20 protein-coding genes, 1 pseudogene and 1 riboswitch are annotated in these 24167 nt (G+C 47.8%); of the genes and pseudogenes, 15 read left to right on the top strand and 6 right to left on the bottom strand.

All coding sequences use genetic code 11. From position 1 onward, the window contains the following. Position 1: 1 nt before the first annotated feature. Genes JSU04_11375 through JSU04_11350 form a run of 6 tightly spaced genes read left to right on the top strand, consistent with a single transcriptional unit; the run spans position 2 to position 6764 of the window. A complete protein-coding gene (locus JSU04_11375; protein MBS1970902.1) occupies positions 2-868 on the top strand; it encodes a DUF58 domain-containing protein in 867 nt (288 codons plus the stop codon). Between the two features lie 18 nt (positions 869-886). After that, the gene (locus JSU04_11370; GenBank protein ID MBS1970901.1) at positions 887-1822 is read left to right on the top strand and encodes a hypothetical protein; all 936 of its coding nucleotides are present in this window, start codon (positions 887-889) and stop codon (positions 1820-1822) included. Then, positions 1819-2832 carry a VWA domain-containing protein gene (locus JSU04_11365; GenBank protein ID MBS1970900.1) on the top strand — a complete coding sequence of 338 codons (1014 nt, stop codon included), beginning with the start codon at positions 1819-1821 and terminating at the stop codon, positions 2830-2832. The genes JSU04_11370 and JSU04_11365 overlap by 4 nt, the downstream gene beginning before the upstream one ends. After that, the gene (locus tag JSU04_11360) at positions 2829-3893 is read left to right on the top strand and encodes a VWA domain-containing protein (protein MBS1970899.1); all 1065 of its coding nucleotides are present in this window, start codon (positions 2829-2831) and stop codon (positions 3891-3893) included. The genes JSU04_11365 and JSU04_11360 overlap by 4 nt, the downstream gene beginning before the upstream one ends. A 32-nt stretch (positions 3894-3925) precedes the next feature. Beyond that, positions 3926-4726 (top strand): tetratricopeptide repeat protein, encoded by an 801-nt coding sequence (locus JSU04_11355; GenBank protein ID MBS1970898.1) that lies wholly within the window; start codon positions 3926-3928, stop codon positions 4724-4726. Next, on the top strand, positions 4710-6764 hold the full coding sequence (locus JSU04_11350) for a protein BatD (GenBank protein ID MBS1970897.1): 2055 nt from the start codon (positions 4710-4712) through the stop codon (positions 6762-6764). The genes JSU04_11355 and JSU04_11350 overlap by 17 nt, the downstream gene beginning before the upstream one ends. Here JSU04_11350 and JSU04_11345 read toward each other — a convergent pair. After that, positions 6735-7439: a glycosyltransferase gene (locus tag JSU04_11345; protein MBS1970896.1), complete on the bottom strand. Its 705-nt coding sequence runs from the start codon at positions 7437-7439 to the stop codon at positions 6735-6737. The two genes, JSU04_11350 and JSU04_11345, sit on opposite strands and share 30 nt — an antisense overlap. Before the next feature lie 42 nt (positions 7440-7481). Here JSU04_11345 and JSU04_11340 point away from each other — a divergent pair, with 42 nt between their 5' ends. The 6 genes from JSU04_11340 to JSU04_11315 all read left to right on the top strand — a co-directional run bounded on the left by JSU04_11340 (position 7482) and on the right by JSU04_11315 (position 15585). Next, a complete protein-coding gene (locus JSU04_11340; GenBank protein MBS1970895.1) occupies positions 7482-9023 on the top strand; it encodes a glycosyltransferase family 39 protein in 1542 nt (513 codons plus the stop codon). Further along, positions 9020-10702: a hypothetical protein gene (locus JSU04_11335; GenBank protein MBS1970894.1), complete on the top strand. Its 1683-nt coding sequence runs from the start codon at positions 9020-9022 to the stop codon at positions 10700-10702. The genes JSU04_11340 and JSU04_11335 overlap by 4 nt, the downstream gene beginning before the upstream one ends. Positions 10703-10708: 6 nt before the next feature. Continuing rightward, entirely contained in the window at positions 10709-12973 is a 2265-nt protein-coding gene (locus JSU04_11330; protein MBS1970893.1) for a transglycosylase SLT domain-containing protein, read from the top strand. Between the two features lie 56 nt (positions 12974-13029). Continuing rightward, positions 13030-14655, top strand: a complete 1626-nt coding sequence (locus JSU04_11325; GenBank protein MBS1970892.1) for a LysM peptidoglycan-binding domain-containing protein — start codon at positions 13030-13032, stop codon at positions 14653-14655. 155 nt (positions 14656-14810) lie between these two features. Continuing rightward, on the top strand, positions 14811-15200 hold the full coding sequence (locus JSU04_11320; GenBank protein ID MBS1970891.1) for a high-potential iron-sulfur protein: 390 nt from the start codon (positions 14811-14813) through the stop codon (positions 15198-15200). Positions 15201-15324: 124 nt separating this feature from the next. Beyond that, complete coding sequence (locus JSU04_11315; protein MBS1970890.1) at positions 15325-15585, top strand: DUF2249 domain-containing protein; 261 nt, start codon at positions 15325-15327, stop codon at positions 15583-15585. 7 nt (positions 15586-15592) lie between these two features. On the opposite strand, the gene JSU04_11310 is transcribed toward JSU04_11315, so the two are convergent. The 5 genes and pseudogenes from JSU04_11310 to JSU04_11290 form a co-directional block, all read right to left on the bottom strand. Next, positions 15593-16108, bottom strand: a complete 516-nt coding sequence (locus tag JSU04_11310) for a hypothetical protein (GenBank protein MBS1970889.1) — start codon at positions 16106-16108, stop codon at positions 15593-15595. Next, positions 16041-16868, bottom strand: coding sequence for a Crp/Fnr family transcriptional regulator (locus JSU04_11305; GenBank protein MBS1970888.1), 828 nt, complete (start codon positions 16866-16868; stop codon positions 16041-16043). The genes JSU04_11310 and JSU04_11305 overlap by 68 nt, the downstream gene beginning before the upstream one ends. A 1074-nt stretch (positions 16869-17942) precedes the next feature. Beyond that, a complete protein-coding gene (nrdD, locus tag JSU04_11300) occupies positions 17943-19850 on the bottom strand; it encodes an anaerobic ribonucleoside-triphosphate reductase (GenBank protein ID MBS1970887.1) in 1908 nt (635 codons plus the stop codon). Beyond that, positions 19850-20320 (bottom strand): annotated as a pseudogene (gene nrdG / locus JSU04_11295) (anaerobic ribonucleoside-triphosphate reductase activating protein). Before nrdG ends, nrdD begins: the two are co-directional and overlap by 1 nt. Positions 20321-20421: 101 nt before the next feature. Beyond that, on the bottom strand, positions 20422-21096 hold the full coding sequence (locus tag JSU04_11290) for a Crp/Fnr family transcriptional regulator (protein MBS1970886.1): 675 nt from the start codon (positions 21094-21096) through the stop codon (positions 20422-20424). Positions 21097-21202: 106 nt separating this feature from the next. Here JSU04_11290 and nirK point away from each other — a divergent pair, with 106 nt between their 5' ends. Genes nirK through JSU04_11275 form a run of 3 tightly spaced genes read left to right on the top strand, consistent with a single transcriptional unit; the run spans position 21203 to position 23925 of the window. Further along, positions 21203-22621: a nitrite reductase, copper-containing gene (nirK, locus tag JSU04_11285; protein MBS1970885.1), complete on the top strand. Its 1419-nt coding sequence runs from the start codon at positions 21203-21205 to the stop codon at positions 22619-22621. A 3-nt stretch (positions 22622-22624) separates the two neighbouring features. After that, a complete protein-coding gene (locus JSU04_11280; protein ID MBS1970884.1) occupies positions 22625-23374 on the top strand; it encodes a formylglycine-generating enzyme family protein in 750 nt (249 codons plus the stop codon). After that, positions 23371-23925, top strand: coding sequence for an SCO family protein (locus tag JSU04_11275; protein MBS1970883.1), 555 nt, complete (start codon positions 23371-23373; stop codon positions 23923-23925). Before JSU04_11280 ends, JSU04_11275 begins: the two co-directional genes overlap by 4 nt. A gap of 141 nt (positions 23926-24066) precedes the next feature. Continuing rightward, a riboswitch (cyclic di-GMP riboswitch) is annotated at positions 24067-24159 on the bottom strand. Positions 24160-24167: the final 8 nt, after the last annotated feature.

Genomic DNA, 24167 nt, shown 5'->3' with positions numbered 1-24167 from the left:
TTTGAGCCTACCTCCTGAGGTCCTCAAGAAGGTTAAACTTCTTGAGATCAACACAAGAAAGCTTGTGAACAATCTCTTTGCAGGTGAGTACCATACTCACTTCAAAGGGCAGGGGATGACTTTCTCGGATTTCCGTGAATACGTTCCGGGCGATGATGTGCGCGCGATTTCATGGCCACTCACTGCCCGTACCGGAAAGCCTTACATCAAAACCTTCGAGGAAGAACGTGAATTAACCATTATTCTTGCGGTGGATGTCAGCGGTTCCACAGATTTCGGTACCGGTGGCTACTTTAAAGGCGAAGTGATGACTCACTTGGCGGCGTTGCTTGCGTTTTCTGCCGTCAAAAATAATGACCAAGTGGGTTTGTTATTGTTTAGCGATCAAGTAGAGCACTTTGTGCCGCCGAAAAAAGGCCGTGGTCACGTTCATCGGATCTTGCGCGACTTGTTCTACTATAAACCGAAGAGCCATGAAACCAAGATCTCTTCGGCTTTGACATACTTGCAGGGTTTATTGAAAAAGCGCGCCACCGTGTTTATTTTCTCGGACTTCTTTGATGATAACTATGAGCAGGCTTTGCGTCTTTTGGGACGAAAGCATGAAGTCGTTGCGTGTGTTGTGAATGATGCGGCCGAAGCGCAGTTGCCGGATTTGGGAGTGGTGGAACTCCAAGATCCTGAAACCGGCGAAGTGCTCACAGTCGATACCTCCTCTTCGGTGTTTAAGCGCGACTATTTGCGTGAGCTTAAAAAGCGTCAAGAGGTTCGTGATAAACAGCTTCGTCTGGCACAAGTGGAAAGAGTGGATGTGAACTCGAGCGGGAACTACGTGGATCCGTTAGTCGCGTTCTTCAAAAAGAGATAGTTGAGATTGTAGATATATATGCAGTGCAATTTGGACATTCCTAAAATCTCAGGTCTTGAGGACAATCAGCTCACTGTGGGCCGGGAATTCTATTTGAATTGCAAAGGCGACTGGCCAAAGGATCTCAATCAAGAAAAGTTAAGCTTTAAGGGCGATGCCAATATGAAGTACGTGCTTAAAGTTTTAGGCTTTGAGTTCCGTTCGCCCGAAGAAGCCGACATCAAAGTGACGACCTACATCGCCGGCAAAGTTCAAGTGCCGCAGTTGGTGCTGACCGACGGAGCCAAAGAAGTGGATCTTGGTCCTTTGCAGTTTGAAGTCACCAGCGTTTTGCCAAAGCCAGATCCTGCGGCGGCCATGCAACAAGGTCAGCAGCAGCCGGCAAAGCCGGAACCATTTGGTCCCTTCGGTCCTGCGGTGATTCCGGTGCCTTTGCTTTACTGGTTGGTTTTGTTGGGAACTATCGGCTTTATGGCCTTGATGATTTTTTTACGCATCTGGCGCTTTAATCAGCGCCGTGAAATGTTGCTCCGCTTGAAAGAGCACGATGTGGCGTTAAGCCCCCTACAGGAATTTCACCAATCGATGCGCAAACTTCAGCGTGCAAATCCGGTTTTTTATGGCAAAGAAGGCACGGTGGAAGAACTTCATGACGGCGTGAAAGAACTTTCGCGAATGTTTAAAGTTTTCGTGAGCCGTCGCCTGCATGTGCCGGCATTCGAGTGGGGCGAAAGATTGATCTTAAACGACATCCGCCGCTATCATCCGCTGGTCTATGCGGAGTATGCGAGTAAAATCCGTACGTTGTTCAATGAGTTTAAAAAAGCAGAGGCGACGAAGGCGAAGCTTTCAGCCAGCGACGTGAGTCAGCTGTCTGAGACTCTTCGTAAGACTCTTGAGGGCATTGATGGCTTCATGAACCGTGAAGAGACTGTGAAGAAGGGGGCGCGATGACCTCGTGGAAAACCCTTTGGGCGCTGGCTCTTTTCATTCCTCTGATTGCGATTCTGGTATGGAACTTCTTGCATCGTAAACGCAAGATTCCGTCTTTGCAGTTTAGTTCTTTAAAACTCATCAAGTCGATTCCACCAAGCCCGCGCACACGTTTTATGATGTTGCCGTCGCTTTTAAAGGCTATAGCGTTGGGGCTGGCAATCATCGCGCTGGCGCGTCCGCAGGAAGCGAATACAAAAGTGAAAAAGAACGTTGAAGGGATTGATATCGTGATCGCTCTCGACGTTTCTGACAGTATGCTCATTGAAGATATGAAGCCGACAAACCGCCTGGAAGCTGCGAAAGAAACGATTAAGCAGTTTATCGAAAAGCGGACGTCGGACCGTATCGGTCTTTTGGTGTTTGCCGGTGAAAGCTTTACCCTCGTGCCGCTGACGTTGGATTATCAACTGATCCTTGAGCGCGTCAAAGAGATCACAACAGCGGCAAATGCCAATATCAAAGATGGTACGGCGATTGGGGTGGCTTTGGCGAATGCCGCCGGCCGTTTGAAAGACTCCACGGCGAAAAGCCGTATCATTGTTTTTATGACGGACGGGGAAAACAACAGCGGAACGATTGACCCTGAAACCGCGCTTGAAATCGCAAAGGGTTATGATTTGAAAATCTACTCGATCGGGATCGGTAAAGACGGTCCGACGAAGATTCCGATTTATCAGCGCGACCTCTTCGGTAATAAAGTAAAAACCTATCAGCCGTTTGATAGCACGGTGAATGAAGACCTGCTCTCGCGGATGGCGAAGGACACCGGTGGTAAATACTTCCGCGCTTCGAAAGAAGACTCTCTTGATGGCATCTTTAAAGAAATCGACTCTTTGGAAAAAACCAAAGTCGACGTGAATAAGTACACTCGTTATACAGAATTGTTTCCGCCGTACCTGCAAGCCGCTTTGATTTGTTATCTGATTGCGGTTCTTCTGGCGAAAACATTCTTAAGGAGGGTGCCATAATGCGATTTGAAAATCCCATGGCGTTTTACTTCCTTTGGGCGATCCCGCTGTTGTGGGTGCTAGCCGTGATTTTCCAAAAACGCGCCCACGCAAAAATGGCTAAAGTCATCGGCACGCGTTTGTATCCGTTTCTTTCAAGCTCGGTGTCTTCGAAAAAACGCAACATCAAGCGCATTTTGCAGAGCTTAGTGATTTTATTCTTTGTCGTGGCTCTGGCGCGCCCGCAAATGGGACAAAGCATGCAAGAGATTAAAAGCGAAGGCGTCGAGATCATGTTCGCCGTCGACGTCTCTGAAAGTATGCTGGCTGAAGACGTCCGCCCCAGCCGTTTGGAACAAGCAAAGACGGATTTAAGCCGCTTGCTCGACCGCATGCCGGGCAATCGCGTGGGGGTTATTGCCTTTGCGGGATCGGCAGCAGTGCTTTCGCCGCTCTCAAATGACCCGAACGCAATTAAAATGTACCTTGAATCTTTAAGTCCTTCTTCTGTCAGCAGCCAAGGGACTAGCTTTGAAGAGGCTCTGAAACTTGCGGTGGATTCGTTTAAGCGCGGCGGGGTTGCCAACGATGACACGACAAAAGTGACTCGTGTGATCTTGATTGCCTCTGACGGTGAAGATCACGAGCCCGGCGCGATTGAAGCGGCGAAGAAGCTCGCGGAATCCGGTGTGAAGATCTTTACTCTGGCTTACGGGACTGAAAAAGGCGGCCCGATTCCGATGAAAGACGGCATGGGGTTCTGGAAAGCCAATAAAAAAGACCGCTCAGGTCAAACGATTATTACCACCGTAAAGGGGGATGAGCTGCGTGCGCTTGCTTCCGCCGGTGAAGGCTCTTTCTATTTTGCCACCTACGGCAGTGACTATATTAAGAACGTCGCAAGCGATCTTGAAAAACTCGAAAAAGCGGAATTTGAATCCAAGATGGCCGTTCAGTACGAAGAGCGTTTTCAGTTGTTCTTGCTGATTGGGATTTTATTGGGACTTGTGGAATTGTTCCTGGGTGAACGACGTGCGGGCTTCCGCTTGTGGAAGGGCCGTTATGAGGTGCCGCCGGTATGAAGAAGCTGACTGTGGCCGTTCTCGTAATCGTCATGCTGGTTTTGTCGCTGTGTTTTTTAAACTGGAGCGGCATCATTCGCTTTTCGCCGTCCTGGGCGTACTCTCCGAATTTTCCGCATTTGAAATCTCTGTGGCTCAACCGTCAGGCGAATACGCAGTTGAAAGCGCAGAACTACGCAACCGCATTTGATAATTATATTAAAACTCTCGAGTTTGATCCGTTCTCGGCGGAAACGCATTTGGATTTGGGTCTAACTTACGAAGGCCAACAGCAGCCTGAAAAAGCCGCACCGTCTTACGAGAACGCATTAAAGTATGCTAAGAACGACGACGTCAAATTCATGGCTTATTTCAATCAAGCTCAACTTCTTGGTAAAGATAAGAAAGTCGATGAGGCTTTAGAGCTCTATCAAAAAGCTCTCGGTATTGAGCCCGCTTCAAAAGAGACCAAACACAATATTGAACTTTTGATCCAAATGCAGCAGCAAGACCAAAAAGGCGGCGGCGACGATAAGAAAGATCAAAAGGATCAAAAAGACAAACAAGATCAACAAGACAAGCAGGATCAAAAAGATAATAAAGATCAGAAGAAAGACCAGAAAGACAATAAGGATCAAAAGAAGGACGATAAAGACGGCAAGGATAAGAAAAAAGAGCAGCCTCAGCAGTATGGTAAGAACCAGAAATACCAGCCGCGTCCTTTCAAAGGCCAAGAACTTTCCGAAGGGGATGTGAAAAAGATCCTCGGTGAAATTAAGCAGCAAGAACAAAAAATTCGTTCTGAGTACAATCGTAAGGACGTGAAGGAGCAACCTCGTGACAAAGATTGGTAAACATTTGTGTCAGGCTCTTTTATTAGCGGCGTTCGCGGCACCGGCGGCGATGGCCAAAGTCAGCGTTCAAGCCACGGTCGATCGCAATGAAATGGCTGTGGGGGATTCATTTACTCTCGCCGTCTCTGTGAGTTCTGATGAGTCTGTCGATATCAAAGAGCCGCGCGCTCCGGACATGGACGGCTTTGAGCTTCTCAATAGCTGGCAGTCGAGCAGCACCTCACAAAGATTAGTGAACGGCTCCGGCGGCATGCAGTTTGAAGTTCAGCGCCGCAAAGATTTTAATTACCTCCTGGCTCCTCGTAAAAAAGGCACTTACAGCGTCGGCGCTTTTGAAGTTGTGGTTGAAGGCAAAGTTTATAACACTCAGCCTGTGACGATTTCAGTCGGCGAAGCCGGATCTGGCAGTGGTGCTCAACCGCGTGGAGGCTCGCGTGCGCAGCAGCTGCGACGTCAGATGCAGCAAGGTTTTGGCGGCAATGTGCCTGGCCAAGATATGCTGGATGAAATGGATCGTGCCGAAGAAGAGCTTTTCAATCAGCTGCTTCAACGCCGCGGTGGGGGCGGGATGCCTCCGAGCGTGGGCGGTGGAATGGGTCCCGGGGTCAACACCGGCCGTCCTCAGGCAGAACCGCAATATAGATCCATGCCCTCAAATCCGAACGAAGCTTTCTTTATTCAGGTCGAAGTGGATAAAACCGATGTCTACGAAGGCGAACAAGTCACTGCGAGCTGGTACATTTACACACGCGGGCAGATGGAGAGCCTGGATCGTTTGAAGTTTCCGGATCTAAAAGGTTTCTGGAAAGAGATCATCGAAGAAGTTCCATCCATCCAGTTCAGCGAAGAAATTATCAACGGCGTGGTCTATAAGAAAGCTTTGCTGGCTTCGCACGCTTTGTTTCCGATCAAAGCGGGGACGGCGGTGATTGATGAATACAAAATCAAATCCCGCGTGCGTCTTCCGACCAGTGGCTTTGGCGGTTTTGGTTTTGGCCAAGCTTATGAATACACCAAGAGTTCTCAGCGCGTAAAGATCAACGTGAAGCCACTTCCGCAAGAAGGCCGTCCGTCTGATTTCTCGGGCGCGGTGGGACAATTTGACGTGCATGCCACGGCCGATGGGCAGAATTTTCTGGTCAATCAACCCTTCAGTTTGAAAGTGCGCTTTGAGGGAACCGGCAATGCAAAACTGATTGAACTCCCGGCGATTGATTGGCCAAAGACCGTCGAAGTTTACGATACCAAATCAGATGCGAAGTTCTTTAAAAACGGCCGCAGTTATAAAGAGTTTGAAATTCTTTTGATCCCGCGCCAAGAAGGTGAATTGAAAATCCCGGCGATCAGTGTTGGCACTTTTGATCCGCAGGCGAAAAAATACGAAAAACGCCAGACTCAGGAAATTATTTTGCACATCGAACCAAATCCAAACGCGCCTTCTGGTAATGTGGGAGCTGTTGGTGCGACGACTCCCGGGGGAAAAGCTCCGGCAACCCCTGCGCCGAACAAACTTTCAGGCAATGTTCTGCCGGATTTGATTCTGACTTGGGATAATCCAAGCAGCTTCCGTTTTGCGTCGATGCCGGGCTTCTGGGGCGGCATTTATGGTTTGGTGGCTTTGTTCCTCGTATGGCGCTCAAAAGTGGAGCTCGGCTGGGGACGCCGTCGGCAAAATCTGCGTGATCTTGTGAATAAGCGCTACAAGAAGTTGGATGCGCTTTTAAAGAAAAACGATTATCGCGGCATTGGTGCAGAGATGATGAATATCTTTAACCTCGTGCTCGGAAACATTTCAGGCCAAGAGGCTTCGGGGCTTGAGCTGGAGCGCATGCTCGCGCGAATTCCGCCAAGTCTTCGCCGTGAATACGGGGATGCGATCACAAAACAGTATGAGGTCTTCCAAGTGATGAGTTTTGCGCCGGAAGATATGCTGGGAACATACAAAGACGCCGCCACCGTTCAGAAACAAGTGGGACAGGCTAAAGAGTTGCTGCAAAAATTGATCAACTCAAACCCGGAACAAAACGAAGTGAAGTAAATGCAAAGCCTCCGATTTCGGGGGCTTTGTTCCTTTTCGGGAGCCCATGTAGAGCGGGATTTCCTGATACTTCAACTCGTGTGTGAGGGCGACGCGCTGAAGCTCTTGCGTCCAGTGCCAGCCACGAGGTTTTAAAGCAGCTTTGATCTTTTCAAAGCTCGTGCGGCGAATGGCCACAAGCGGGCAGAAGGGATCGGCAAAAGGCCACTGAGTTTTATCCTTCAGCACGTCTCGGAAAAAGCTTTCCATCTTGTCGGCTTCGACAATCAGAGTTTCGAGATTTTTCTTCGATTTAAAGCGATTGCCGAAAACAACCTCTGTTTCTTTATCAGAGTAGAAAACCTCGAGCATCTTGAACACTTCACTGAGCGGCGCAGCCAGATCAAGGTCGGTTGCGATCAACACATCACCGCGCGCTTGAGAAAATAAATTGCATATGTTTTGAGCACGACTGAGCTTGGATTTGTTCTCGACGATTCGGTAATGGGGATTTCTTTCAGCTAAGTATTGCAGTAAAGACAGACTTTGATCCTGATTCGGATTCACAGAGAAGAGAACTTCATACAACAACGGGAACTTTTGAAAGAATTGACTGACGTTTTCCACAAACTCTTGAATCAGGCCGGTATCCATTGTCACCGGGATGCAGAGAGAGAGTTGTGGGCGTGGAGTCATTTTTCACTTTTCCTTCTAACTATCGAAACTTAGAATAATTTCATGACAAACATTATGGCGAAATTCAAAGAAAAACCACTGGCCTGCATTTTTAGTATCACCTTTTTGCTGTTTGCGGCGATGTTGCGCTTTGTTCTTCTCGACAACAAGCCGATTCATTTCGACGAAAGCATCAACATGTGGTTCGTACAAAGAATCTGGGAGGACGGATATTTCACTTATGATCCGACCAATTACCACGGCCCACTGATGTTTTACATGGTCCACTTCGTGCAGTTTTTCACCGGCTTTGATTTTTTGAGTACACGCATTGTGGCGTCGATCTTTTCTTTTCTGACGATTTTCATTTTGTGGATGGGGCCGGTGAAACATCGCACGGCTTTTCGCTGGGCCAGTTTGCTGCTTCTGGTGAGTCCCGCGATGTCTTTTTACGGACGCTCGGGGATTCACGAATCCTCTTTTGTGTTTTTCCAAGTCTTGGGCTTCATGTCGTTTCATTACCTCACCGAAAAAGAATTTAAAAAATTCTGGTGGGCGTTTGCGGCGAGCCTCCTTGGAATGATGGCTCTTAAAGAAACCTTCGTGGTTTTGATTCTGGCACTGGTGCCGGCGTTCCTGATGGTGATGCTGACCGAGCGTAAGACGATCAAGTACTCGGTGTGGTGGAAAGATTTGAAATTAAATTTTAAAAAGCGCGAAGTCTATATGCCGCTGTTTGCGATGCTGTTGCTTTTTATCGGCGTCTATTCGGGCTTTGGCGGTAATCCCAAAGGCCTGCGTGATTTCTTTGTTGCATTGATGCCTTGGTTGAAAACCGGCGTGGGCGGCAGCGGTCACGAAAAAGAATTCCTGCATTGGACAAAGCTGATGGGTGTGAACGAGTTCGCCGTGCTTGTGGGCTACTTGGTGGCCATTCCCTTTGCGCTTAAAAACAAGTGGATCCGCTTTTACCTCGTCATGACGTTCTTCTTGTGGCTGATCTATTCGGCGATCCCGTATAAGACTCCGTGGTGTATTATCTCAATCATTTGGCCGTTTGCGATTGTCAGCGGTTTGGTCCTCGAGGACATCACAACGCGCTGGCCGGGCTGGCAGCGTGCTGTGGCCTGTGTGCTTGTCTTTGGCATGTGTGCGTGGGAAGCCAAGATTCAGTATCAGATTGTGTATAATAATCCGATCGACATGACCCACCCTTATGTCTATGTCAATTCGACTTATCAGATGAAAGAGTTCATCGCGAAAACGCAGGAGCTCGTGCGTGAGCAACCGCTCTTGCGTGAACAGACGGTTCAGGTCGGCACCGAAGAATCTTGGCCGATTCCGATTGTCTTCGCGAAGTTTTATAACTTGAGCTACTTCAAAACAAACCAGAAAGTTGAAGACGGCGCTTTGATCTACATGGTGGACACCAAAGACCAAAAGATCATCGAAGATAAATTAAAAGAAACCGGAAAAGCGGGCGAGTATGGGGTGTTTACATTGGACGTACGCCAAAGCCGCTCGCCGATTTATGTGTATGTGAAACGCGATTCATTCCAAAACAGATTCTCTTGGGAACTCAAGGACATCGGAGCCCCTCTATGATCATCTTCTCGTTGCTGTTTCTGTCTCTGAGCGCCTTTATCGGCTGCTTGGGGGCTTTGCTCGTTGGTCATCTGGTGCCGGCGGTGAGCCTCTTAAGTCTTGTGGGGGGTGCGGGCGCGGCTCTTTGGCTTTCGCGCCACTGGAAACTCCAGCTGCGAGTTCCGCCGGTCAGTCTTCCGGTGTTTTTTCTCTATGCTCTCATTGTTGTTGGGATTTATTTCCACTCCATCTTTCTTGTGTATTTTAAAGGCGGCAATTACTGGATTCAGAACAATTTTAATCTGGGTGATATGTCTTTCCACTGGAGCGCGATTCGTTCCATCGCGAAAGGCATGCACTTCTGGCCCGAGAATCCAATCTATGGCGGCTATCGCTTCCGTTATCCGTTTGGTATGGATTTCTTTAATTCGTTCTTTGAAAATCTCGGCTTTGATATCATGAACCACTTGCCGCTAGTGACTTTGCTGGCGCTTCTCGTGGTGCTTTTTACTTTGCACAGCGTGGGTGGCCCGCTGCTGGTTTTTGCCGTGTTCTTTAGCTGCGGTTATTTTAACTTTATCGGTGGAATCCCCAGCACTGATTACTTTCAGCTCCAACAGCCGCTGGATTTTAAAAATATCTTCTTAACGATTCTTCTGACTCAGCGGGGATTTCTGTATGCGATGCCGGCGGGGGTTTTGTTATATCGTGCGGTTCAAAAGTCCTTCGCCGGAGAATGGGTGCCGTCGTTGATTGAAAAAATCATTGTTGGCATTGTCTGGGGCGCTCTGGGTTTTTTCCATCTACACACATTCTTCTTTGTCAGCATGTTCTTGGGACTTTGGATTTTATCGCGACGGGCCCTGCGTCTGTGGATTTTGCCAATCGTGATTGCAGGTCTTTTGGGCCTTCCGTTTGTGGTGAACGCCCTGATTCCCGAGGCCGGCACGAATTCTCTGATTCACTGGAACTGGCGCGGCTGGAACCGCCCTGCAGAGGTGAATTACTTCGCCTACTGGAGCCTGAACTTAGGTTTCTGGATCGTGGCAGTGATTGCGGCCTTGGTGACTTTCGCACGCCAAAAGAAATGGAATCTCTTTGTACCGACGGCGATGTCTTTTGTATTCTTCATGCTGTTTTCGCATCTGATTCTGGCGCCTTGGGACTGGGACAATATTAAGCTCTTGGTTTGGTGTTACCTCTTTGCGCTGATGGGCCTCACGGACTTTTTATGGTACGACCGCAATCGCTGGTTTAAAGCAATTGTTTGCTTCTGTTTAATTCCGGGCTTTATCGTGTTCGTGCGTTCGCTGCCGATGTACTCTCATGGCATTCAGTGGGGATCGGAGCGTGAGCTCAATAAAACCGCGGTCCTCATGAAAGACCGCGACGTGAATGAAGCGGTGATGATTACACCGACCTACGATCATCCCGTGATGCTTCTCGGGCACAAATTATTTATGGGATACCCAGGGCATGTTTGGTCGCATGGTTACAACTACACCGCACGTGAAGCCTTGGTGAATCGGGTTTACGACGGAGAATCCGAAGCCGTCGACAGCCTGCCGAAAGACCAGGTGAAATGGATTTACAGCGGTCCCCTGGAAAAGCGTCGAGAAAAACTACCTTTTCCACCTAATAATCTGTTAAAAGTGGGCGAAGCTTTGGATCATGAACTGTACACTTTCGAACAGAAGTAGGCGGGTATGACTTTTCGTGGATTGAAATTCAATGCGATCATCGGTTCTGTCTTTTTATCTCAAGCTGTTTTTGCGGCGAACGGGGAAGCGCAGAAAGTGGATTTAACCAAAGAGCTGTCGAAGCTCTCTGCGATGAATTTGTATGATCTTGATCCCAAAGTGAAAGAATCAGGTTTGCCTGTTCTATCGCGCATGAAGTATTTCGAAATCAAAAAGCGCTGGAAGGAATGCGGTGCTTTGGGAGCGAAAGTTATTGCCGGCAATAAAGATCTCCAAGGCTGGATTGCGAGCAGCTGGATCCGCTGTGAGATCAAAAACACCGACGGAGCGAAGGATAAAAAATCACTCACAAAACCAGTGGAGTGGATTCACAAACACAAAGAGTTCGTGAACAGCGGTCCTTGGCGCACAGCTTTGTGGCAGGATTATATTACGGCCTCGATGACTTTGCTGGACACCAGCCGCACGCCAGCGCGCGTGAATGAGCTTTTAGATTATACCGAACAAATTCCCAAGGACGCGCGTGCGACTTTGCTTTTCTACGCCGGCGAGTTTGCGGAAAAGAAAAAAGACAATCGCAAAGCTTTGTTCTATTACGAGCAAAGTTTGCAACTGCGGGATAACAAGCCGACGCGGGATCGCTTTGAAGCGATGAAAAATGCGCTCTCTCTGAAATTCAATACAAGCTCACCGCAAATCGAAGGCGTGCTTGAAAATGAAGGTGCTGAGGCGGCTTTAGAAGAGAAAATGAATAAAAGTCTCAAGGCCGGCGACCTGATGGGGGCGTTAAAAACTTCTGTGGTGATTCAAACGGAATACGCCGGCAGTAAAGTGGCTCGCAGACTGCGGGATAAGCCGTTTGAAATTTATCAGCAGGTTTTTGAAGGCAGTCCGAGTGATGAAAAAGACGAAAAGGGTTTTGCCGAACTTGAAAAAATCGATTCTCTCCGTCGCGCGGAATGGGCGCAAACTTTGCACCGACGTGCGGATTATGATCAAGCTCTGATCTTTGCTGAAAGTGCCTTAAAGGATCTTCATCACAGCCAGCAGGCGACTGTGTTGTACTGGATCGCGGGCCGCTCTGCTCATCTGGTCGGGCAGTATGAACGCGCCCAAATGCATTTTGCAAAACTCATTGAGTTTCATGCAGGAACCGATGAGGCCGCCGAAGCGATGTTGCGTTCAGGGCTTATCAGTTTGCGTCTGAAAAACTTTAGTACGGCGAAATCGCAATTTGAAAAATTGCTGGCCCAGAAAAAAGACCGCTATGATCTTCAAGCTCGTTACTGGCTGGTTCGCAGTCTTGAAAATATCGATAAAGAAAAAGAGCGCGCGACTTCTGAAGCAAAAGCCTTGGTGGAAAGATATCCCTTTTCATACTATGGCCTGCGTTTGACCGCAGAGGGAAACAAAGGCGAATACCTGTGGCCCAACGCGAGCACCACGATTCCTGCAAATACCGGCGAGATCTGGGTTTCAGGTGAGCAGAAAAATGCCTGGAATCGTTTTAAGGGACTGACAAAAGCCGGCTGGTTGTTGGAAGCACAGTCCGAGATTCAACTTTTACCCATCGTCAAAAATCCTTGGCTTGAGTATCACTACGCAAAGTTCATGTCGCGAAGCAATCAGTTCCCGACGGCGATTCGTTGGATGAGTGACGCTATGGATTTAGAAAATTCTCTGCGCAGTCCTGAGACCCTGTCTTTCATTTATCCGAAGGCTTTTGGGCCATGGATTGATGCTGAAGCTAAGAAATATAATCTAAATCCGATTTTGGTACGCAGCCTCATTCGTCAAGAGAGTGCTTTTGGTATCCGTGCGCAGTCGACTTCCAACGCACAAGGTCTCATGCAGCTCATTCCACCGACGGCGCAAGAAGTGGCGCGCCGTTTGGGAATTAAAAAACTCGAAATTCCTGAAGACGTGTTCCGTCCAGAGATTAATATTCCTCTCGGTACGACCTACATCTCGATGATGCTCGATCAATTCGGTGGCAGCGTGCCTTTCGCTCTGGGAGCCTATAACGCGGGACCGACGAAGATGAAAATCTTCGCGGAAGCGCGTGATGAAGTGAAAGATCTGATGACAAAACCATCGTCAAATCCGATGGACGAAATCTGGTTTGACGAACTTCCGTGGACAGAAACGAGCTTCTATATCAAAGCCATTCTGCGAAATACATTGCTCTATAAATTGTTAGATTCCACGAAAGTAGAGTGGAACCTGGTCCTTTGGCAGGACTTGCATAATAAAAAAGCAATTATCAAGTGATGTTTTATTGATAATCCCGAGTCCTTTTTGTAGCCTGGAAATTACTTGGAGGATTCATGCGGAAGTATATTACCCTGACCTTGGTCCTGGCGTTCTTGAGCGCTTGTGCTCATAATCCGACTGCGCCAGATGCGACTAAGGGTTCAACAGCTGCGACGACAAAAGACGGCGATGCCACTCCATTGAAAGACCTCGATTCTTTCCGCGTGAAAGATGCTGACGGACCTCAAGTTGTCGACCAAGAATTGGAATCTATTCCCACAGAAGTAAACCCATTGGTTGAACAATGGATTTCTTATTTTCAAGGCCGTGGCCGTCGCCACATGGAACGCTATTTGGCGCGTTCGACTCGCTATGAAAAGCTCATGAAGAAAGTTTTGAAAGACAACGGTCTTCCTGAAGATCTTTTCTACATTGCTTTGATCGAATCCGGTTTCAACACGCAGGCGCGTTCACATGCGGCGGCAGTGGGTTACTGGCAGTTCATCCGCGGAACTGGTAAACGCTATGGTTTGCAAATCAATACCATGTTGGATGAGCGTAAAGACCCGGTTTTGGCGACTCAAGCAGCGGCTGAATACTTCAAAGGTCTCTACAGCGTTTTCGGTTCTTGGTACTTGGCGATGGCTTCCTACAACGTGGGTGAAAACCGCGTAAAACGTGAAGTGATGAATCACTACACGCGTGACTTCTGGGAATTGGCAAAAAAGAAACGTTTCCCGAAAGAAACGATTCACTACATTCCTAAATTTATCGCGGCAAAGTTGATTGCAAAAGATCCAGTGAAGTATGGCTTTGGCGAAATCGATTACATGACTCCGATCGAGTTTGACCACGTGACAATGGATAAGCCAGTGAACCTTCGTGTGATGGCTGAAAAAATGGGTATCAACTACGAAGACTTCAAAGACTTGAATCCAAAGTTCAAGGGCGAGGTCGCTCCTTTGATGGCTGATAATAAGTTGGAACTTCGTATTCCACCGGGAATGTCTGAGCAAGCCACAGTGGCCGCGAACGAGAGTATCGTAGAAAAAGCGGAATTCATTGCTGATGCCGGTGACACAGAAGTTTACCGCATTCGCCGTGGTGATACTCTCCACACGGTGGCTCGTAAGTACCGTACGACGGTGGCGTACCTTCGTGACCTCAATGACATTCCAAAAGGCAAGCGCTTGAAAGTCGGCATGAAGCTCTATGTTCCTGACCGTACTCCAGTGGCTCCTAAGCGCAGTGTCGTGGCAAGAAAGAAAACAGATCCTAAGCCGTCGCCATCAGCGACGCCTGAAAACATCGTTGCAGGAAACGGCCGTTTCTACACGGTTCAATCTGGCGACACCTTGTCTTCTATTGCTAAGAAATACTCTGTGAGCATCAATCAATTAAAGCGTGCGAATAATATCCGCCGCGGTCGTATGTTGAAAGTGGGCATTCGTTTGTCGATCCCTGGCAACACCGAGAACTCTTCAAACGACGGCGCGAAACGTATGCCGGCAACTGCTAAAAATAGAGTGGCTTTGAAAAACAAATACCACGTTGTTAGAAAAGGCGACAACCTCGCAAGCATCGCAGACAAATACAAAGTGTCTTTGGCTTCGATCCAGAATTCCAACAAGAAGATCAACCCATCAAAACTATACGTAGGTGCGAAGATCTTTATTCCTCAGGCCATAGCCGCAGAATAATCGCGCACGTCCACACAGCCTCATTGCTAAAAAAGCCCTTCGGGGCTTTTTTTATTTCTGCTTGTGCGCAGCGCGATCATGCTTTTTACACTTTCTAATTGAAAACCAAATGAAAAGTCATAGGATATTTAAATAGATCAAATGGAGGCTATAGAATGAGTAAAAATTTAAATCGTCGTGAGTTTTTCAAAGCGGCTGCTTCACTTGCTGGAGTTACTCTGGTGGCACCGACTGTTTTAAATACTGTTTTCGGTTCCAAAGCTGCGGCTGAAGAAAGAAGACGTAAAGCAGGTCCTGCTGAAAGCGGTGGTAGTGCGGCCGGTGCGATGCCAATGGTGGATCCAAATGACTCCGTGGCAAAGGCCGTAAAGTACACTGAAGACCATACAAAAGCGGCTGATTCCAAAGGAAATAAGTGCGCTACTTGCGGCTTCTATGCGAAAAAAGAAGATCGTAATGGCAAAGAGGTCGGCACTTGCACTATTTTCGCCGGCAAATTGGTTGTTGGTAACGGCTGGTGTGCTTCTTGGAATAAGAAGGCTTAGTTTTTAGAAGCGTCGAGGAGGGCCACGGTTCTCCTCGGTCGTAAAGTTCAAGAAATTGATTCTGATCAAGGAAGATTCTTGAGGTGCCCTGTATGCTTTTTAAAAGTTACCAGAGGAGTCTCAAATGAAAGAATTTATCATCGAAGCACAAACCATCCCACCTCGGGAGCGTCATGGTTTTATTTTCCAAAGTTTTGATAATTTAGAGGGCGGCGACAGTTTGGTGATCGTTAATAATCACGATCCCATTCCTCTCTTAAGACAGTTTCAGGAAGTCCGCCCAGAGCAGTTCGCTTTTGAATATTTGGAGCAGGGCCCGAAAACCTGGCGTCTGCGCCTTACCAAAAAGGCGAAAGAAGGCTGCTGCGGTTTCTGCGGATCTTAAGCGACATTTATTTCAGATTCATTTCACACATGACAAAGAGGCAATGGTCCTCTTTGTCGATGTGCATTTTCATCAGTTCGCAAAAATCGTTATACAGAACCGGAAAGAATTCACGGGCGAGAGAAGCTTCACGGTCTTTACAAAGCTCCTTGAGGGCTTCAGAGAGGCGATGACTGACAGCGTGTTCTTCCATTGGCACGCTCAGAGGATTTTGCGGCGTAAGCCAGCGTGGGCTCACAAATGGCGTCGGTATCCATCCTGATTTTCGTGAATAGTCTAAGAGATGTTTCTCAATCTTTCCTAGCGGATCTTGTTCCAGCCTGATCCCCATGTGCAAAGAGCACCGAGGGCCGCCCTGACAGATCCAGGGAGCTTGACTGATCAGTGGGAAAAGAGCGCTTTCTTCCAAAGGATGATGGATCTCTTCTATAAACTGAATCAGTCCAACTAAGTTGTCAGGATCGTCGAGTCGCTGCAGAATAAATTGATGTTGTTCGCGAAGATCTGCGAGAACACTTTTCATTGAGGACCTCCTCGAGCTTGGCGCGGTTGATAATTTCAATATGTTTGTTTTCTGTGCGGATCCAACCATTCTTCGTCCATTCACTGATAAAGCGGATGACCGTCTCGGCCTGCGAGCCGATTTTCCGGGCCATATCGTGTCGCGTGAGGGGGATATGGATGCGATGGCCGTGCTCTTTCGGCTGTCGGTCCAAAGTACGAAGCAGAAGATCCGCCAGTTTTTGGGGTGTCAGCGCTTTTGTCATGCAACGGTCATTTTGAAACTCAAAAAAACGATCTGAAATTTGCCGGCTAACGATTTCTCTCAGGGAAGGATGTTGCAAAAATCTGTCGTTGTAAAATCTTAACGGCAGTTTAAGAACCGCACTCTCTTCATTGGCGAGGGCTGAAGCCGGATAAAGGGCGTTGCTAAGGCCCGCCATGGCGATTCCGAGAAAATCTCCGCGACTTAAAAAATAAAAAACCACGGCTTCTTCACTGCGGGTCTTTTGCTGAATTTTAAAGGACCCATACAAAATAAGATAAACAGCGTCAATCGCCGTCCCTTCCTTAAACAAAGTCCGGCCGTGATTGACGTGCATCAGCTCAGTATGGGAGGCAATGGTGGCAAGCTCCAATGGGGAAAGCTTCTGAAAACAATCGAAACTTTGTAGTTTGCGTAGGATCGAATGGTCAGGCATTTTGGTCTCCTTATCGATAGAATGCCTGAACAGGGATTCAGAAAACATGATCCAGATCATATTTTGCCATTCTTTTATCATTGAGTCTTTTATTGACCTGGATCATGGACGGCTCCTGCACTCGTTTAATACGTTGGTTTTGAAGTGAGGTTCTTATGAGTGCATCAGCGCAACTTGACGGTTATAGGTACTTTTTTCCGGCCGGCTGGATACTGGGAATTTGGGGCGTTTTGCTCTGGATTTTATTTCCGCACCAATGGAGTGTTTATCCCGGCCTGTTTCATCCGGAAGTCATGATGGGAGGCTTTCTTCTCTGTTTTGTGTGCGGATTTTTGATGACGGCAGCCCCGCGTTTTACCGAATCCTTTGGGCCGCAATCCTGGGAACATATTATCGCTCAGGGATTGATAGCGTTGCTTCTTGTGAGCTCTGTTGCCGCAGGGAAGATTTTTTTCTATAGCGTCGATTTTTTGCTGTTTTTGTTTTTGATACAGTTCTTGTGCCGCCGCTTTTTAGCCCGTAAGGCAAATCCTCCGGATGCATTCGTATTCGTCGGGTTTGGCTTGCTTTCGGGCCTCATCGGAAATGGAATCCTATTGTGTGCGGAATTCATGAATGTTCCCGGGAGTCTTTTTACTCTCGGCCGGTTGTTCTTTCTTCAGGCTTATATTCTTTCGTTGGTGATGGGGGTTGGCAGCCGCCTGATTCCGGCTCTGCTGGGGTGGGCACCGATGCCCTTGGAGGGACGCTTGCCGCCGAAGCTGAAAGTATTTGTGGCTTTAGCCGTGGTCTATTTTGCGACTTATATACTGGAAGTATTTTATAATTCTCAGGCGGCCAATGTTTTGCGCGCGATTGTGTATTCCGTGATCGGATTTAATTTCTGGTACCTATATAAGCTGCCGAAACGGAAAGACCGTCAAGCTTTCTGGCTGTGGGTCTCAGCGTGGTTTTTAATTCTCGGCCAATGGGGAGTTGCTTTGTTTCCGGACTATCGCATTCATTTGCTGCATGTGATTTTTATTTCAGGACTTGCGTTGATGACTTTGATGATCGCGACTCGAGTGTGCCTATCTCATGGCAAGCATGATATGAATCTCGAGAAGAACTCCAAAGCATTGCTCTTCGGAGCTCTTCTCGTGATCCTTGCGGGTCTTACACGCTTATCGGCGGGGTTTGCTCCGCATATTTACCAGTCGCATCTGATCTATGCATCGTATGCATGGATTCTAGGGCTGCTCGTATGGGGTGGCGTATTTCTACCGAAGATTTTGCGTCTGAAGCCGATGCCGTAACGTGATAGAATCTGCGCGCGGCTTCTTTGCGGCGGGCGGCGCTAAAGTTGGAGATCCGCTTCAGGTAGCCAATCACGCGAGTGGCATGGTCCACATCCTCACTGCCGCACTGAGGGCAGGCATACAACGTGCGTTTGTCAAGATGGTCGCACTTGTTGCAGATTGTGATTTTGATATTCACACACCAATAATTACAGCCAGAGAGGGCAGCGGCATTAATGAGTTTCTGAAAACCTTCGGCGGTCAGTTTTTCTTCCAGATTCAAATGCAGGGCCGAACCACCATCAAGGTATTGCATCATCTCGTGTCCGTGTAGATCCATTTTGTCGAGAGCGTTGACCGAGTCGTCTTCGACAATATAGAAGTATGAATTATAGCAGTCTCTGGGGACCTTCAGTCCATCGCGTCGGTCCCATTGAGCGTTTTTTACTCCCAGGTTTTCCGCCGGTACGAACTCGGTGTTGAACATAAATTGGAAATTTTTCTTCGCCTTTTTATTGGCTTCATAAATGACTTTCAGCTTTTCGCGCACGAAGTCTTTATAAGGCTGGTTGTTACCAACGCAAAGTCCCTGGGATTCCGCGGCCTCAGCCATACCATTGATGCCTATTGTGAGAAATTGTTTTTCTAAAGAGATAAAGCCCGCGCGATAGGCTGTCAGGAGGCCGGCATCGAAATACTCTTGCATTAAATGGCGATAGGCCACCTGGTATTTTTGCACTTTTTCAACGGTGGCCAAGAGGTCGATTTTCTTTTGTACCAAACGATTCATATTGATCGTGATGACATTGATAGACCCCGTCGCAACACCTCCGGCCCCAAGGGAGTAACTAAAGGTATTGTCGGAAATTTCGTTACGCAGCCGGCAACAGCTGGCCAGGCTGTCGGCCGAAGGGCTCATGTACATAAAGAAGCTGTTTCCCTGGCTGAGCTCTTGAGCGCACATTCTTGCGAAGTCGGTGTCCTTTGGGCTCCCGTTCTTAATTAACATCGCCGCCGTCACCACGGGGAAGGTCAGGAGAGCTTTTTTTCTTTCCTCGTTGAACCAGGACATAAAATGTTTTTGGAGTTTCTGAACACTGGTCCAAACGGGTTTTTCTCCGGTGGGAAAAACAAAATCGCCGAAGAGGGATTTGAAATAGGACTCGTCATAGACGGAGATATTCCAAAACACTGATTGATAGCCACGGGCCGCTGCAGGTTGATTGAGGGCGTAAACTACGTGCTGCAGATGATTGTTGATCAGTTGCGAGTGGGTTTCCAAGTAGTTATCGCCGTAATCTTTGCGAGCGAAGTGGTCAAAGTACATGATCCACTCCACCGTCGCTACAGCGCCGGCAAATTGCGAGGAAATAGCAAAGACCAAATTCACAAAACAGCCGCAGAAACTTTCAAGATGCCTTGGCGCCGCGGATTCGCCGCCAAGGCCTTTAAGGCCTTCGAGCAACAGCGGATACATTGAAATCGAAGCGCAGTAAGGTTTCAAAGACGTTTCATCATGCACATAGATTTCGTGTTCTTCGATCTGGCGCAGATATTCCTTGCTGAGCTCCGCGCCAAAAAGCCGTGCGATTTTATCGGCTACGAGCGCGCGATTGACTTGAATATTGATATCCTTATTGATCTCAGCCTCGAGAGTCGCCACGTTCTTATGTGTGACATTGGCATTCGCATCGAGCCGAGAGCCATCCGCCGCATTAGCGGCATGAAGATAGCTGTTTATAAAATCCATTTTTTGCTGAATCTGTTCAGCAGAGAGTCGAACCATCATGGGGTCTCCTTTGGTTGTGCAGCTTGTTGGAACAAGTGATTGAGTTTAATTTTATTTTTTACATCCCAGAAAATCTGATTAGTCGTCGGAGATGAAAGGCCGCCAAGCGCGGCGATCCACCGGCCACATTTTAGAAAATGAAGATGTGACTTTATATTTTCAGAGACGTCTTAATGACCTGTATAAAGAGCAGTCATTAGATTTCTATCTTCCACGAGGCGTAAAAATAGGATGAGTTCCTGAGGGCACCATTCACCGCCAAGAAAAAGTACGCAGCTGATTTTGCCGGCGTATTTATCGAGAAGAGATCTGAAGAGAGATTCAGTCAGAGTAAAGCCGTTGTGCTCAAACCAGAGTTCCGGAGAATGACAGCCCTGGCAGCGGAGCGGACAGCCACATACGTAAAAAGCCAGACTCATGTGACCGGGAACTTCCTGGAAGAGAATATCGAACTTGTAGATCTTCATGGGAACCGCCTTCGTTATTCTGACGATACCCACTCATGTAAGAAACACACTAGGGATTGTATCCATCCCTGATCTATCTCACTAGTAATTGATTTTTAGGTCTAAGTTTCTTTGTTAATCAAAATCTGAATCTGCTTGTGATTCATTTTAATCAGGCCTTCAGTTTCAAGTTCCGCCAGGGTGCGCGAAAAGGTTTCAGGACGAAGTCCCAACATCAAAGCGACCTCGTGTTTTTTACCTGTGAGATGGATCAGGGTTCGCTGTTGTTCTTTTTGTATTTTCATAAGGTAGGCATAGACTCGGTCCTTGGCGGACGAAATGTTGATATTTTCGATCACCGCATTGAGCTTATCCATCCATTGAACCAGGCTGTGGAGAACGTTTTGATAAAGTTGAGGATGATCCGCCAGAAGTTTTTTGAAATCATCTTTCGGAATAAGAAACAGCTCTGCATTCTCAGCAGTGACGGCCGTATCGGAGTGTTGGCCTTGGCCGAAGAGGCTGCTTTCGCCAAGGGTTTTTCCGGAGCCCAAGATCTCGATGATAATTTCTTTTCCCGCGGGCGAAATGCGCGACACTTTGACAGTGCCCTTGTAGATCAGGAAAAGCCCGCTGCTGGCTTGCTCCTGGCTGAAAACAATCGTTCCTTTGGGATAGGTCTTATGCTGAATAGCTTTCAGGATCTGGTCTGTCACTGTCTCTTCTTGAGACGAGCAAATAGGACAATGATCCGTAGGGCGGGTTTTAAAAAGGGCGGGGTTGGGACTTTTTGTCACAAGCTCTCTCCTCAGGCAGTCCAGATGGAGTTTAATTTAAACAATTTGATTCAAATCAATTTGCTCTTACACATACTATATTAATCTATAGTCATCGGAGGCTCAAATGAAAACCCTGAAACTTGTCTCGTCGGTTGCTGTCATCCTGGCGCTGGAAACTGCCTGGAGTGCGGAAAAGATCGATATTAATTCTCTACCTGTGGAGAAGGCGACCCTGACCCATGCTCCGGAAGTTCCTCCGCCCATCACAAGAAAAAAACCGGCGCGTGTGAAAATTCATCTTGAAACTAAAGAAGTTGTTAAAAGGCTGGCCGACGGAGTTGAATATACTTTTTGGACTTTCGGCGGCTCTGTTCCGGGACCTTTCATTCGTATTCGTGAAGGGGACTATGTCGACTTTACTTTGGCCAATCATCCTAGCAGCAAAATGCCACACAATATTGACCTTCACGCGGTGACTGGCCAAGGTGGCGGAGCCGAAGGCTCCTTCACGGCTCCTGGGCATAGCTCGACATTTTCTTTCCGTGCTCTCAACCCGGGCCTTTACATCTATCATTGTGCAACAGCTCCGGTGGGGATGCATATTGCCAACGGAATGTATGGTCTGATTTTTGTGGAGCCTGAAAAGGGCCTGCCACCGGTGGACAAAGAGTTCTACATTCTTCAGAGTGAGTTCTACACGAAAGGCAAATACGGTGCACGCGGCCTGCAACCATTTGATATGAATAAAGCCGTGAAAGAACAGCCGGACTATGTGGTGTTTAATGGTTCCGTCGGTGCCATTACTAACGACAATGCCTTAAAGGCAAAAGCGGGTGATTCTATTCGTATGTTCGTCGGCAACGGTGGACCGAGTTTAGTCTCTTCATTTCACATCATTGGTGAGATTTTTGATCAGGTTTACACCGAAGGCGGCGTCATTCCGAATCAAAAAAACGTCCAGACGACTTTGATCCCGGCGGGCGGCTCTTCGATTGTTGAATTCAAAACTCAGATTCCAGCGACTTATATTCTGGTCGATCACTCGATCTTCCGGGCCTTTAACAAAGGCGCATTGGGAATGCTGAAAGTCGAAGGCGATAAAGATGCAACCATTTACAGTGGTAAAACTGAAGACGGAATCTATCTGCCGGAAGGTGGCGCGATCCAAGAAATCCCGGTGTCTGAGAAAAAAGAAGAAATCACAGAGAAAACTTTTGCGCAACGTATGGACGCCGGTAAGGCCGTCTTCACACAAAACTGCGCGGCCTGCCATCAGCTGCAAGGCGAGGGAATTCCAAATGCCTTCCCGCCACTGGCGAAATCTGATTTCTTGATGAAAGATAAAAAGCGAGCCATCGGGGTGGTGTTGAACGGTCTCACTGGAAATGTGACTGTGAACGGTCAAACTTATAATGGTGTGATGCCGGCGTTGGGCTTGAGTGACGACGATGTTGCCAATGTTCTGACTTATGTGCGTAACTCATGGGGCAACAAAGGGGATCTTGTGAATATGAAAGAAGTTAAAGCCCTTCGCGGAAAATAGTTTATGAAGCTAACGGCGCTGTTTTTTATTCTCTTGCTTGCAGGTGTGGCGGGGGCGAAGGCTCCCCCTGTCGGCATGGTGGAAGTCAAAGCCGGCGCTTATAAATTATTTTATAGAGAAAAAGATCAAAAGGAACTTGCTCAGGTAAGTTCTTTTTTTATTGATAAATTTCCCGTCACCAATAAAGACTACTTAGAGTTTGTAAAGAAAAATCCTGAATGGAAAAGGGCGGCGGTGCCGACGGTTTTTGCGACCGAGAATTATCTCCAGAGCTGGCCGGGCGCGGAAGTGATCCCCGCGAACAAAGAAAATCATCCAGTGGTTTCGGTTTCGTGGTTTGCCGCAAGAAAGTATTGCGAATTCAAGGGCAAACGTTTGTTAACCGTGAACGAATGGGAGTATGCCAGCGACAGTGAGAATCCCGCTCATTCGGAAAAAATCCTGGAATGGTATGGCCGCCCGAACTCGCAACTGGGTGCGATCAAGACTGGGAAAGCCAATAAATTCGGCGTTTACGATATGCATGGGCTGATTTGGGAGTGGGTCGAGGACTATGCCTCGGTAATGATCAAAGGTGATTCACGCTCGGATAATACCCGTGAAAAAAATCTTTTTTGTGGCAGTGGCGCTCTCGGAGCGGCCTCGACAGAGGAGTATGCGACCTTCATGCGTTTCGCTTTTCGGAGCAGTCTTAAAGGAAATTACGTCACTGAAAATTTAGGGTTCCGTTGTGGAAAGGACATGCAGCCATGAAATCACTAGGCGTCGTCATTTTATTACTAATGTCTTTCAGTGCGCAGGCGCTGAGTCCGAATTCGGTATATCACCTGCAAGGAAAGTGGACCAACCAAGACGGTAAAACGGAGGAGTTCGCAAATCTCAAGGGCCGGGTAAGGATCGTCTCGATGATTTTTACCCAGTGCACTTCCGCATGTCCCATGTTGGTTGGGGATGTGAAGCATTTCCTCGCGAAGCTGTCAGCGAAAGAGGCCGAAAAGGTCGGAGTGGATTTGTTTTCTTTTGATCATGAGCGAGAGACTCCGGAGTCTTTAAAGAATTTTACGAAAAAGTACAAAATCACTTCTTCGCAGTGGAATATTTATCGCGGTGATAAAACGGCCGTCGCGGAACTTGCGGGTCTTTTGGGTGTACAATATAAACGCTTAGCGGGTGGCGCTTATGTTCATTCGAATAATATTATTTTGCTGAATAAAGAAGGCGAGATTTTGAAAACGATTGAAGGTTACGATGCTTCGGCGGATGATTTTTTGGCTTTGCTGAAGAAGACCTTGGCTGAACCTTAGTCCAGAGTAGACACAAAAAAAAGTGCCTATGAGAAATAATCCTAATAACTCATAGGCTAGGGGAATGAAACCAATCCGTGATAGAATTTTTAGAAACTTGACCTTCCATTTGCTCACCTATTCCTCGGGTGACTCATTACCTTTGGCAGACTGGCTGACTTGGCTCATAGTGTACGAGCTGTAGTCCCTGTAGCTTTGTGCCCCACCGTTTCCGATGGTTTACCTTGAGGCAAAAGAAGGAT

This window comes from Bdellovibrionales bacterium, assembly GCA_018266295.1.
Lineage (GTDB): Bacteria > Bdellovibrionota > Bdellovibrionia > Bdellovibrionales > Bdellovibrionaceae > JACMRP01.
The sequence above is the reverse complement of the archived record's forward strand: the minus strand, read 5'-3'. Positions and strand labels throughout refer to the sequence as shown.